The following is a 13766-nucleotide window of genomic DNA, read 5'->3' on the forward strand; positions in this document are numbered from 1 at the left end:
TAACCACTCCATTACTTTCTTTTTACATTAAAAAAACTATCAAACATTTTGCTAGTATCTATTGGATTCTTTTCTTTCTTTAACTTGTCTTTATTAACTTCACTGCTATTAGCATTAAATCCAAAGAAACTCTCAAAATATTTATTTAAGTTATCTATGCTTTCACCTTTGTCTTGATATTTTATATTATCATTATTAGTCCTATTAGTTTTTCCATTACTTTCTCTATTGCCACTTTTATCTTTAAAATTGGCTCTTTCATTGTCATATTTCTTTCTTGTTTCTTCTTTGCTTAATACTTCATAAGCTTCATTTACTTCTTGAAATTTGCTTAAAGCATCTTTATCATCAGGATTTCTATCTGGATGATACTTCTTAGCAAGACTTCTAAAAGCTTTTTTTATCTCATCGGCTGTTGCATTAGTAGTTAGATTTAATATTTTATAATAATCTTTCACATTACACCCCGGTTTGTTCAGTTTACATTCTACAGTTCACAATTTACAGGTTACAATTTATGCCCTTTAGGGTACCCTGCGGGCAGTTTACAGTTGAGATGTGAAATCCTTACGGATTTCTTTGTTCTGATTCTAATACTTCATAGATACTCCAAGCTTAATTTCCTTATAATTTTGAATCCCTATAATACCACAAAGTGGTACGCTCTTTTGTTCTGTGTTGAATTTAGAATATGGCTGTAGATATTTCTTCAGCAGAAGTTGTTCCAGTTCAGCTTGTCCCAAGCTTGCTTTGTATGCAACTTGAAATGGTTATGTCTTCTTAAAGTTAGAATCTCATAACTATATTCTATAGCACCAGAAACAATTGAGATTAGTCCTTTTCGGTTGTTTGTATCTATATTAGAAATAAGTAATATGATGAGTGGAGTGTTTCATTGGAATTTTGATGGTAGCGATTCTTGACTAGAAGTTGTTCCAAAACGCTTGTTCAATGCCTGTCATTGAAGCAAGCATTTTGGGTGCAACTTCTGGTCTTAGAATCACCCATCTAAATTCCACAGAAACCGGAACACATCATATTACTTACTTTGGTTTGCTACTGCTATATTAAGCGCTATATCCGCCTTCTATTGTAACAGTGCTTAGCTTGTCTTTCTTTTGTCTTACAACAAGTTCGAAAGTACCAATACCTTCAGTGTCTCCAAAAACTTCTTTGTAGTCTACTACAAAAGCATTTGGATATGTTATTTTTCTGATAACTTGATCAGCTGAAATTACTTCTACAGTAATTTTTCTGTAACAGTCAGCTTTTTCTGCTGGTACTAATGACCATGTACCCATTTTTCTTGTGCTGTCAAATGGATCTCCATCTACTGCTGTTAATATTTTTCCAGTTATAACCATTGTACTTCCAACGTCTTTTGATCTTGCATTTGAATCTTGTGGAGTATCTGTAGTAAGTTTTACAGTTTCAACACTTTCTATGCTTAAATCAATTGTTTCTGCGCCTTCAATTTTAACTTTAAATCCCATTCTTAATATCCTCCTTTAATTCTATTCAGCAAAACCGCCTTCAAATTTTACTGCTGCAGTTTTATCTTTCTTTTGTTTAGCACATAATTTGAATGTTCCTACACCTTCTACATCACCATATTCTTCTTCATAGCTAACTACGAAAGCATTTGGTAATGAAAATTGTCTTACAATTTGAGATGCTGAGATAACATCAACAGTTACCTTTCTATAACAATCAGCTTTTTCTGCTGGTACTAATGACCATTGAGCTAGCTTGATTGTAGTATCTGCTGCCTCTCCATTTACAGGTGTTAAAATTTTACCTGTAATAACTAGTGTTGTTCCTAAATCTGTTGAACGAGCATTTGAATCATCTGGAGTATCTGTTTTGAATTCTACTGTTTCGATACTTTCAATGTTTAAATCAATGCTTTCTGCGCCCTCAACTTTTACTCTAAATCCCATTTTTTCTCCTCCTTAAAATTTTATATATAATTAAAATAAGTATTTAGTTACTTATTGTAATTAGCCCACTTCTGAATGTGCGTCATTACGTGTAATTTCAACCTCTAAGTTCTTAACATTTCCGTTAAATACTAAGTCGATATTACAAGTTCCAGTTCTTTCATTTATTACAAAGTTAATATCGTCGCCATCTTTTACGATAGCATTGCTATAGCCTTTGTGTGCCATCCACTTACTCTTAACACTTGTTGGATTATTACTAAAGAATTTAATAATATTATCTTCTTTAAAATCATTTGTGTAGAATCTTAAGATTCTTTCTATATATGTAGTTACAAGTGTCTTATAAATTGATTCAAAATCATTTTCAGTAGCTTGTAAGCTTCTAGCTTTATATACTGTAATTTGTTTTATATCTTTACCTTGAAGCTTTGCATTTTCTGAAGAGAATACAAATCCAAAGTTTTTCCTATTTATCATATTTTTAATTTCATTAGTGAAACCTGATATTTCCTTAGCTAAAGTTGTTGTTATCATAAGTGAATTAGAACCTGATTCTATATCAAATCTCACTCCTGGATATTCACTATATACATCCTTTAATTGTTCTCTCAAGTATTCTGGACATTGATATGCAGCTACAACCCCTGCTGCAATATATGAACTTCCTACATAAACCCCTTCAATCCATAGTTTCAAGATGTCTTCTTTTTCTTTAGATAATTCTGCTGCACCTTCTTCTGAAAGTACCATTCTCTTATCTAAAACAACCCCTGATTTTTCCTTTGGAATTACTGTAAAGTTAGGTATACATGGAATTGCAAATTCACTATAAGGATTGTGCATTAGCGGTTCACATTTATCCATAAATTTTTCGATTCCATTTGTCGCTATATGATTAAAAGTCGTATCTTCTCTTGGTTCAAAACTAAAGAATACTTGTATACGATACTTTCGAACTGTATCTAAAAGCATTGACAAATCTTCCATTGAATTTGAATCTGTTTTTTCTGCCTGCTTATTAGATTTAAATCTTTCTCTTCTAACCTTATTTTTACCTTGCCCTTCAAGCTCAATTGATGGAACAACTCCAAACCAAATTGTATTATCAAAATCATTCTTATCATTTACTGAGCTTAAGAAAGTATCTAATCTTGGAAGATTTTGAGCATTAACTAATCTGCTAAGCTTTGTATTTGTAACTAGTAAGCTTGGCTTCATTCCTTTGCTCTTAGTCTTATATTGATCGAAGAACATTTTAACTCCTAAAATCTTCTCAATTAGTGGTTTAACAGTTTTTATAAAATCATCTTTTGAACTCTTATAAAATTCTAAATAAGTGTTATAGTTGTTTATTTCAACATCTATATCTACACTGCTTTCCATAGTTGATGCTAATGGGCAGAAGGTTCTAACTACTAAGCTTTTTACATAATCTGATTTAGTTTCATTTACTTCATCATAATCTTCTTCAAAAGCTTCAATTAATCCCATATTTGCTTTATCATCTATGGCAATTAAAGAAGTTTCTTCCGCTTTTGGAGCTTCTAAAACTTTTAATTCTCCATTTTCCCCCATGCTTAATACTCCAAGCTTAAGAGGTTCATTAGAATTATTATTATCATCTCCACCAAGTAATAATCTTGTCTTAATATCTTCAATTGCTAGTGGAAGCATTGCCATTATATTATTATAATTTCCGCTTGCTTCTTCAAACATCACATTAAGCTTGTCCCCTAAATCTAACTTACTTGGATCTTCCTCATCTAATTCATCATATTTGCTGTAAGTATATTGAATTTCTTTTCTAGTTTGTCTTATATCATCCATTACCTTTTTAGGAGATATCATATCCAATAAATTTTCAAATTTGAAATCAACATTAGCTATTCCTTGAGCACGTTTTGTATCAATTAAAGTAAACAACATTTTTAAGAAGTCATTAGACTTATTAATTGGAATTTCTGTTATTAACTCTTGTGGAAAATTTTCTGGTTTCTTTAAGGTATACATAACCTTTTGGTTAGTTGCATTGTAAAAGGAATAAACTACTGGTGAGAATTTATCTAAAAATTCATCAAAGCTGTTTACTAAAAGCAATTCATTAATTTCCTTTATCTTATCGTCATTTAAGCTGTTCAATCCCTTTGTATCACCTACAACTGTAAGTAAATCTAACTTTTCAGGATTGATTTCCTCAAATAATATGGTTCTGTTCGTTTGCTGAATTACATCCACTTTTAATCCTCCTCAAATAATGTTTTTCAATCATATTGTTAAATTCATGCTTGTAATATTTTTCATATTTTCTGTAAGTTATTATACAATTAAAATATAACCTTGAATATTATACTAAAGTATAGTATTGTAATTTAATTGTAGTTATACTAATTAATAATATAATATAGCTTTTTTCCCATAAAACTAGTAATTTCAACCTTTTAAGTCCATATATTCCTCTTTACTCCCCCAATAAATGTCATTATTTTAAGAATCAAACGTATAAAATTTGGTATAAAAAGAAATTTTCTTATTTTTTTCATTATTTTTATCAAATACTTCTTTTCATTCCTCAAATTCTACTTTTTAAGACAACTTTGTTGACTTAACTCGAATTTTGATATATAATATTTTTCATTTTTAATATAAATCTATAATTTTTTCCAAGTATTTGAAACTACTTTTTCTCTCTAAAAATTACAAAAAAATTAGCAGCCTAGAAATTTATTTTCTAAAACTGCTATAAAAATTAATTACCTTTTAATTTTTCTCTTACGCTGTAATTTATAAATAATTAAACTTACTAATATCGCCAACATTATTCCCACAAATATCCAAACCTGTATTGGAAGTTTAAATTGAAATTTTAAATTATTAGCTTGCATTTTATAAATACAACCAAGTCCCGAATCTAATATATAAACATCGCCTTCATAATATTTTATGCCTTTTATTTCACTCTTATCTTTTAACTTTAGCAAATCAGAAATAATATAATTTGAACTTAATGAAGTTATAATATTTTGCTTACTATCGTAATATATTTTTGTATCTTTATCTAATATCTTACCTTCTTTATCTATAGCTAAATACCTCATAGTTCCAGCTTCAGTATATTTATAAATTGGACCTGCTACAATTTTATTAGGTGGATTTGCAATTAGTGGTGCTACTAATTTTTCTCCTTTAAATCTAGGTGAATTTATTGGATCTCCTCCACTAAAATCTGGCCATCCATACCACTTACCTTTATCTATTTTATAAAGGTAATCAGAATCCATTGCAACAGGCCTTTCTCCAACATTCTCCATGCCTCCGATAATTCCAATTAAATCTCCTTTATCATCAAAATCCCACCCAGTGATATTTCTTAAACCTGACGCATATAAGACTGATTTATTATTATTTAAGTTTATTTCATACACACTTGCATTAGCTAAATTTTGAGCCTTAATTTTTTGTCCTTCCTGACTTGAATTTCCATAGGGCATAAATGCCCCTGTCTTTTCATCTCCATAATTTATTCCATTTAAAATTATATCCATAGAACTTCTATCATAGGGAATTTTATCTGGAGAATAATTGCTATCATAGCTAGCAATTCCTGAATTAGTTGCACTGCCTATTGATAAAAGTAGGTTTGAATTCTTTATAATTAGGTTTCTATCTAAATATTTGCCTTCACAAGGTATATTGTCTAGCAACACTTTTAAGGCTTTATTGTTAAGGTCATAAGAATATAGCTCCGATTTTGATATAAAATATAATTTATTATTATGAAAAATCATATTTTCAATTTTTAAAGTTTTATCTTGTATTAAATTTTCTTCTAATCCATTTTCTTTAATAACCTTAATAGAATTGTCAAAGGCAATATATGTATTTCTATTTTCATCTTTGTCAAAAGCCTCAGCTCCATTACAATTTTTATAAGCTACACTCCAGCTTACATTACTTCCTAAGGTATTCATTCTATATTGACTTGAAACACTAAATACCCCAAAGGCCGAAACGACAATTATTATTGAAATAATCAAAAATTTTAGAAACCTTTTCACTTCATTCTCCCCTTACTATGAACAATATTCAATGATCATTGTTCATTGATTACTATCTCGCTATTTGGACTTCCATCTTAACTTTAAATCGTCACTGCTCAACTATCAATTAAATATTTTCCATAATAATTTTTCCTTGATAATTGAAAGTTAATTGTTGATAATTATATATTTCTCCTGACAATTGATAATTAATAATTAGATGTTTTGCCTAAAAATTAATCCTTAATTCTCCCTTCTATATTTATATTGTAAAGTAAAATAAATAAGACCAATATTTAAAAATCTTATTTATATGGTATACTATATAATGGTTAAATTAATGAAATAAACCAATACTTATAAGCAAAATTCAAGGAGGAAACATATATGATAGATCCAAGAAATACTCAACTTGCAAATAATTTAATTAATTATTCTTGTGAACTTAAAGAAGGTGAAAAAGTCCTTATCGAATCTAATGGAATGGAATCGCCTTTAGTTACAGAATTAATAAAAGAAGCATATAAAGTTAAAGCGGTTCCTTTTTTAGCTGTAAACAATAGCGAATCAAAACGTGAATTACTAATGGGCGCTACTAAAGAACAATTAGAACTTATGGGTAAATATGAAGCTATAAGAATGAAGGATATGGATGCTTATATAGGAATTAGAGCCAACAAAAATTCTTCTGAGCTTTCTGATGTGCCAGAAGAAAAAATGAACTTATATAACAAATACATTTTTTCTGAAGTTCATTCTAAAATAAGAATTAAAACCACTAAATGGTGTGTTTTAAGATATCCTACACCTTCTTTAGCTCAAGATGCAGATATGAGCACAGAAGCTTTTGAAGATTTTTACTATAATGTTTGTAATTTAGATTATTCAAAAATGTCAGTAGCTATGGATTCATTAGTTAACTTAATGAATAAAACTGATAAGGTAAGACTTGTTGGTCCAGGTACTGATTTAACTTTTTCAATAAAGGATATTCCTGCAATTAAATGTGATGGTAAACTTAACATTCCAGATGGAGAAGTTTATACAGCTCCTGTTAAAAACTCAATTAATGGTACTTTAGCTTATAATACTCCATCAATTTATAATGGATTTGCTTTTAATGAAATAAAATTTGAATTTAAAGATGGTAAAATTGTAAATGCTACAGCTAATGATACTGAAAGAATCAATGCAGTTTTAGACACTGATGATGGTGCAAGATATGTTGGTGAATTTGCAATTGGCGTAAATCCATACATCCTTCATCCTATGAAAGATACTCTATTTGATGAAAAAATTGCTGGTTCAATTCATTTCACTCCAGGAAATTCTTATGATGATGCTCCAAATGGAAATCATTCAGCGATTCATTGGGATTTAGTATTAATTCAAAGAGCTGATTACGGCGGCGGTGAAATCTATTTTGATGATGTTTTAATTAGAAAAGATGGTTTATTTGTAATTGACGAACTTAAAGTATTAAACCCTGAAAATTTAAAATAATACTATCAAGGACTTTTAAATAAACTACAAAAGCACTAAATGGAAGATTGTTCTCTTCTTTCCAATTAAGAAATTGGAACTAGAGCGTAGCTTCCATTTAGTTATTTAAAGGAACTTTCCTATTTTCAATTATAGATATCAAAATTAATAATTCAACTTATAAATGTAATATATATGTATTATTGAGAAATTATAATCGAACACTACACTAGAAATTAGATACATATTTGTGCAAGCGGCATATGAAATTAAGCTGATGATGGTTCTTAATGGGGGCTTGTTTCATTTACAGCTTGTCCAGATTTTACATCTGGAACACGCTGAAATGACGACAAGCCGCCATTTAGAACTTTCCAGCAAAAATTTCACTAGTCCTGTGGAAGATAAATGTATTGGATTTCGGTAATTTTTGTATAAGTCTAATTCTCGCTTTGGATATCTTTACTTATTTATGTATAATTATAGCCTATCAGCTAATTCTTCTAATTTCTTTGCTGTAACATTTAATTCTGAAATTGATGCAGCAATTTCTTCTAAAGCAGCAGATTGATTTTGAGAAACATCATTTGATTTACTCAAATTATTATTAATACTTCCTATTGCCAATGAAATATGCTTTATTACATCGTCAATTTTTTTAATTGATTCATTTGAGGAATTTGATAATTTTCTAATTTCTTGCGCAACAACACTAAAGCCTTTTCCTGCATCCCCAGCTCTAGCAGCTTCAATTGAAGCATTTAAACCTAAAAGATTAGTTTGAGACGAAATACTTTGAATAAAAGTTACTATTTCATCAGTATTTTGTGCTTTTTCATTAGCCACCTTTGTTTCCCCTAATAACTTTTCATTCATTCCAGCTAAATCTTGCACTCCTGTTGAAATTTCATTAATACCTGCTGAAATTTGTGAAAGGGATTCTGTTAAATTTTTTGTAATAGTGGTAACCTCATTTTTCTTTGCTAAACTTTTTGCCACTGCAAAAACACCAACAATTTTATTATCTTCTTTTATTGGAATTGCATATGACTTCATTACAACCCCATATACACTTTCAGGCACAACCTTTATAGCAGCGTTTCCAGTTCTTATTACCTCTGCTATAGCTCCTCCTGCTGGAATCTTGTCACCTTCTTTTGCACTCAATTCCAATTCCTTACAATATCTCGTTGCAACATATTTTTCCGTATCAGTTATTCCCATTGAAACATCCTCATCAAAAAGCTGTTCTATTACTGGCATTGCATTGTAGAAAAAGTTTATCATTTCTATATTTGAAATTTTATTCATATTATCTCCCCCTAATAATTGCGTTAATAGTCTTTCTAATATAATTGTATCTTCCTTAATAAACTTTGTAAACACATCTTATGAACTATTAGCATTAACATTAAATTCTTAATTCATAATTTGTGATTATTTGGAATATGTTTTATTGTAGGGCACATCTAAAACTTCAATTATAGATATCCAAATTAATAATCAAACTTATAAATGGAACATACATGCACAATCGTAACACTACACTAGAAATTAGATACATTTTTCTGGAAGCAGGCATGTGAAATTGAGCTGATGATGGTTCTTAATGGGGGCTTGTTTCATTTAAAGCTTGTCCAGATTTTACATCTGGAGCACGCTGAAATGACGACAAGCCGCCATTTAGAATCTTCCAGCGAAAATTTCACTAGTCCTGTGGAAGATAAATGTATCTGATTTCGGTAATTGTTGCATAAGTCTAATTCTAGCTTTGATATCTATAAGTATTACATATTTTTGCATTGTGCCAAGCTTAAAGGAGTGAAATAATTTTGCCTAATGACAATTTTTTAAAAAATTCTTTTTTACTTATAGCCTCAAATATAACCACCGGAATCCTTGGCTTTATTTTTTCTATATACCTTTCTAAAGTTTTAGGTGCTGAGGGAATGGGTTTGTATAATCTTGTTATGCCTATTTACAATTTATTTATATGTCTTATGACTGCTGGTATCGTTGCATCAATTTCTAAAATAACTGCTGTTTACAATCAAAAGGGTGAACATCAAAACATAGTCAAGACCATTAGAATTGTTTCATTGTTTAATATATCTTGGGCTTTCTTAATTGGTATTATTGTTTTTTTATCAGCCCCAGTCATAGGCAAATATGGAGTTAATGACATTAGAACTATAAGTGCAATAAAAGTAATTTGTCCTGCTATGGTATGTATAGCAATTTCTAATATTCTAAAGGGTTACTTTTATGGAACTTCAAAAATTACAATTCCAGCTATAATTGATATTTTTGAAAAAGCTATGAGAATTTTAACTGTAAGCCTTCTTATTTTCTTAACCAAAGCTCAAACCCTTGAAAGCATGGTTACACTTGCTACAGTTGCACTATGTATAGGCGAATTTCAAAGTTTATTTTTTTTATATATTTATTATAAATATTCAATCAAAAAAATGCCTTTATCAAAAGAACGAACAGAAAGTAGAGTTCAGCTTCTTTTTGATGTCATAGTGATAGCACTTCCTTTATGTCTAAATGGCTTTTTAACTAATATTTTAGGAACTTTATCTACCTTAATTGTTCCTAGACGGTTACTTGCTGCTGGTTTTAATTATCCTACAGCTTTATCTATGATTGGAAAATATACTGGAATGGCTCTTAGCGTAATTATGATACCATTAATTATTGTTACTACAATTAATACCTTACTAATCCCAGATCTTTCTCAATCCTTGGTATTAGGTAAACAATATGAAGCTTCCATTAGAATTAAAAAAGTGTTAAAAGTTGCTTTTTTACTTGGAATAGCAACTTCGATAATTTGTAATGTAATCCCAAATTCCTTGGGAGAAATGTTTTATAGCAGATCTGATTTGGGACAATATATAAGATTTGCTTCCCTAACTTCACCAATATTTTTTCCTGCAATAACTATGTTTGGAATTTTGAATGGACTAAATAGACAAGGTATTATTCTAAGAAACTCCTTAATTGAAGCTATAATTGAATTGATATGCTTATTTATCTTTACAGGTATTCCTTCAATTAATATTTTTGGATATAGTATAACCATGCTAATAGCCTGCACTATTGGATTCATCCTTAATCTTCATGAGGTTAAGAAACATATTAATCTTAATTTAAACAAATCTAATATTATAATATATTTAATGCTTGGTTTTTTAACTTTTTTAATTATAAATATTTTTTCAAAACATATATATACTCGCTCCTTAATTATAAATAATTTCATTATCATGGGCCTTGTTTTCTCAATATTTGTTTACCTTGGAACTTTCGGAGAAAATGAATAAAACCTAGAACTATCTAAACAATAATCCTAGGTTTAATAATTAATTATCAATAATAAATGCTCAATTATCAATACATATGTACACATTGATAATTGAGCATTATTTAAGTTGATCACTTATAATTATTTAAGTTTTTTCCTTAGGAATCTAGGAAGATAGTTATAAATCCTTACAGAAATAGCATCTACATCACTCTTTCTAATTCCTCCAAATAATATCATTATGTATAAATAAGCAAACCCTGAAACAGAAATAATAATTATTGTTGATATTAATTTCAATGCCATATTTCCATTTGTAATTGTAATTAATATATTTGTTGGTGTTTTAAGTATATATATAACTAATGCCATTATTGCTGACGCAAAAAGTGGTTGAAGCATATTTCTAAATAGTGGAATTTTCACCCTAAGAGCTTTCTTTAAAGCTCTTTGATTTAAAATCATTGGTATTACAAACCACAAAAAGTTACCTGCAACTACTCCTAGAATATTTATATCATGTATTCCAACTAAGATATAGTTTGCAGCTATTTTAGCAATTATACCTATACAAAAAGTACCAAGGACAAAATAAAGCTTGTTCATACTTTGAAGTATAACGGTTTGTATTTGTACAACAGCCATAAGCACTAGTACTACTGAACCTATTACCATTAAATTAAATCCTTGTTCTGTTCCATATAGTAATTCAAAAACTTCCTTTGCCATAGCAGAAAGCCCTACAGCTGCTGGTATTGTTATTATAAAAGTTAATCTAAAGGCAAAAGAAGACTTTCTCCTTATTTCTTTCTTATCCCTTAAGGCCATAGCTGCTGCTATGGTTGGCAAAACAGTTGTTCCAAGCGCTGTTACAACTATAAGCGGAACTGATAACAAAGTTTTATACCTACCTAGTACACCATAAAGCATTTGAGCTTGTTCCATACTAAAGCCTGCAAACGCCAGTCTACTATTTACATTAACCATATCAACTAAGCTTCCGAAATTTTGAAGACCTGAAGTCAATGTAATTGGCAACCCATATCTAATTAATTTTTTAATTATATGCCTTGTCCTTACTCTTTTGTTATCTTTTTGTTCTTCAATAGATTCTTCTTCATAATTATTTCGGCTATAAATATAAACCATGTAAACACAGGCTACTGCTGCTCCAACCGAAGTACCAATTGTACCTCCAGCACTACCATATTTAATACTTATTTTAACTAAGAAATATGCACATGCTAAGCTTACAGCAATATTGATAACTTGCTCTAATACTTGAGATACGGCTATAGCAGTCATACTATGTCTACCTTGAAAATATCCTCTATAAGATGATAAAATCGTTGTAACAAATATACTTGGAGCTAGCATTAATATTCCATAGGATGCATCTGGATTTCCAATAGCATCTCCAATATTAAATGCAAATAACATCAAAAATATTGTTATAACTGCTCCCACTACCGCTAAAATAGTCCGAGATATTTTAAGAGCCCTCACAGCATCATTAGGTTTTCCTAATGCCGTAAGTTCTGCCACTACTTTTGCTATAGCTGGCTGAGTACCTAAATTTGTAACTGCATAAGCAAATAAAAATACTTCATAACAGTTTTGATATATTCCATAGCCGTTAAGCCCTATTATTCTTTGAAGAAGAGGTATGTAAAATACTGATATTACTTTCGTTAAAAGCCCAGCAACTGAAAGAATTAAAAAGCCTTTACTACTGCTGGTCGACTTCTCTTCCATAATTACCTCCTGTTAAAGTGAAAATTTAAATACATCTTGCTTTATTTTTTTAAGTATTGGAGGTAATGCAACTGCAATAGTCTTATTTCTTAAATATTCAAGCTTACCATTAATTTGTCTGAAATTTAATTTGTATGCATATAAATATTGATAATTTAAACCATATTTATTTTCAAAAAACGAATTTAGTTTCTTATCTCCATATTTATTATCTCCAATAATAGGGTTTCCTAAATGAGCTAAATGAGCCCTAATTTGATGACTTCTTCCTGTAATTAAATTAATATCTATAAGGGAATAAGCACCATTAGTTTCTACTGTAGTTATTTTCATTGCAATTTTTTTAGATCCTGGAACTTCTGTTTCATATATCTTTGAAATATTAGTTTCAGGATTTTTTAAGATATAAGCTTCATGAAGTCCATCTCTTATTTTTCCCTTTGCTAGAGTGTAATAATACTTTTTAACTTCATCTTCTCTTATAGCTTCGTTAATACATTTTAATCCTTCAAAGGATTTCCCAAAGACAACCATTCCAGCTGTATTTCTATCAAGCCTATTACATGCTGCTGGAGTAAAGGTAATTTCATTCTCTGGTATATAATCACCTTTTTCATTTAAGTATGAAAGTACGTAATCTGTAAGATTAGGTTCCTGACTCTCTTTATTATCTGAATGTACTAATACATCAGGCCACTTTTCAATTATTAACATATTTTCATCTTCATATACAATTTTAATTCTTTTAGGATCAACTTTTATGAATTTTTCAGATTTGTCTTCTTTATTGCTTTGTATGTATTTAATTTCAACGATATCTCCTTCTTCTAGGAAATATTTTTCATTTTGCTTTTTACCATTTACTCTGATATCTTTTTTTCTTAAAGCCTTAAAGATAGCACTTAATGGTACATCCTTTAATAATTTTCTTAAAAATTTATCTAATCTCTGGCCCGCCTCATTTGGACCTATTTCTATTTTCAAATATAATCCCACCTTTTGTTCAGTTTACAGTTTATGCCCTTTAGGGTACCCTGTGGGCAATTTACAGTTGTAGTTGTTCAGTCTACAATTTATAGTTGTAGTTTTTCAGTTCTACAGTTAACATTTATTGTTTTCCAGTTTTATGGTTAACAATTTCAATTTTATAGCTATCAATTGACATTTTTTCATTTAATCATCCTTGTGAATTTTACCTTTTTAATCACACCTTGTCAATTCTAATATTTCCAGGCACTC

The 13766-nt window shown here is 29.5% G+C and carries 10 protein-coding genes; 2 read left to right on the forward strand and 8 right to left on the reverse strand.

Annotated features, from left to right (window positions below; all coding sequences use genetic code 11):
* Positions 1 to 11: 11 nt before the first annotated feature.
* From L3B98_RS20175 to L3B98_RS20195, 5 genes are all read right to left on the reverse strand, one after another.
* Entirely contained in the window at positions 12 to 458 is a 447-nt protein-coding gene (locus L3B98_RS20175; RefSeq protein WP_238918019.1) for a DnaJ domain-containing protein, read from the reverse strand.
* A gap of 609 nt (positions 459 to 1067) precedes the next feature.
* A complete protein-coding gene (locus L3B98_RS20180; protein ID WP_077361447.1) occupies positions 1068 to 1493 on the reverse strand; it encodes a membrane-associated protease 1 in 426 nt (141 codons plus the stop codon).
* 21 nt (positions 1494 to 1514) lie between these two features.
* A complete protein-coding gene (locus L3B98_RS20185) occupies positions 1515 to 1940 on the reverse strand; it encodes a hypothetical protein (RefSeq protein WP_015391664.1) in 426 nt (141 codons plus the stop codon).
* A 60-nt stretch (positions 1941 to 2000) separates the two neighbouring features.
* Positions 2001 to 4178 (reverse strand): transcriptional regulator, encoded by a 2178-nt coding sequence (locus L3B98_RS20190; RefSeq protein WP_077361445.1) that lies wholly within the window; start codon positions 4176 to 4178, stop codon positions 2001 to 2003.
* A gap of 515 nt (positions 4179 to 4693) precedes the next feature.
* Positions 4694 to 5998: a hypothetical protein gene (locus L3B98_RS20195; RefSeq protein ID WP_238918020.1), complete on the reverse strand. Its 1305-nt coding sequence runs from the start codon at positions 5996 to 5998 to the stop codon at positions 4694 to 4696.
* 369 nt (positions 5999 to 6367) lie between these two features.
* Here L3B98_RS20195 and L3B98_RS20200 point away from each other — a divergent pair, with 369 nt between their 5' ends.
* Positions 6368 to 7483 (forward strand): aminopeptidase, encoded by a 1116-nt coding sequence (locus tag L3B98_RS20200; RefSeq protein ID WP_077361441.1) that lies wholly within the window; start codon positions 6368 to 6370, stop codon positions 7481 to 7483.
* Between the two features lie 459 nt (positions 7484 to 7942).
* On the opposite strand, the gene L3B98_RS20205 is transcribed toward L3B98_RS20200, so the two are convergent.
* The gene (locus tag L3B98_RS20205; protein WP_238918021.1) at positions 7943 to 8773 is read right to left on the reverse strand and encodes a methyl-accepting chemotaxis protein; all 831 of its coding nucleotides are present in this window, start codon (positions 8771 to 8773) and stop codon (positions 7943 to 7945) included.
* 521 nt (positions 8774 to 9294) lie between these two features.
* Here L3B98_RS20205 and spoVB point away from each other — a divergent pair.
* Positions 9295 to 10791, forward strand: a complete 1497-nt coding sequence (spoVB, locus tag L3B98_RS20210) for a stage V sporulation protein B (protein ID WP_077361439.1) — start codon at positions 9295 to 9297, stop codon at positions 10789 to 10791.
* A gap of 122 nt (positions 10792 to 10913) precedes the next feature.
* On the opposite strand, the gene L3B98_RS20215 is transcribed toward spoVB, so the two are convergent.
* On the reverse strand, positions 10914 to 12527 hold the full coding sequence (locus tag L3B98_RS20215) for a polysaccharide biosynthesis protein (RefSeq protein ID WP_238918022.1): 1614 nt from the start codon (positions 12525 to 12527) through the stop codon (positions 10914 to 10916).
* 12 nt (positions 12528 to 12539) lie between these two features.
* Positions 12540 to 13511 (reverse strand): RluA family pseudouridine synthase, encoded by a 972-nt coding sequence (locus tag L3B98_RS20220; RefSeq protein ID WP_238918023.1) that lies wholly within the window; start codon positions 13509 to 13511, stop codon positions 12540 to 12542.
* Positions 13512 to 13766 lie beyond the last annotated feature (255 nt).

The sequence above is a fragment of the Clostridium sp. YIM B02555 genome, assembly GCF_022320955.1.
In the GTDB taxonomy this organism is placed as follows: Bacteria; Bacillota; Clostridia; order Clostridiales; family Clostridiaceae; genus Clostridium; species Clostridium saccharoperbutylacetonicum.

Coding starts and splice junctions, on each gene's coding strand:
- L3B98_RS20185 (WP_015391664.1), bottom strand. CDS start 1,940: ATGGGATTTAGAGTAAAAGTTGAGGGCGCAGAAAGCATTGATTTAAAC.
- L3B98_RS20180 (WP_077361447.1), bottom strand. CDS start 1,493: ATGGGATTTAAAGTTAAAATTGAAGGCGCAGAAACAATTGATTTAAGC.
- L3B98_RS20215 (WP_238918022.1), bottom strand. CDS start 12,527: ATGGAAGAGAAGTCGACCAGCAGTAGTAAAGGCTTTTTAATTCTTTCA.
- L3B98_RS20205 (WP_238918021.1), bottom strand. CDS start 8,773: ATGAATAAAATTTCAAATATAGAAATGATAAACTTTTTCTACAATGCA.
- L3B98_RS20200 (WP_077361441.1), top strand. CDS start 6,368: ATGATAGATCCAAGAAATACTCAACTTGCAAATAATTTAATTAATTAT.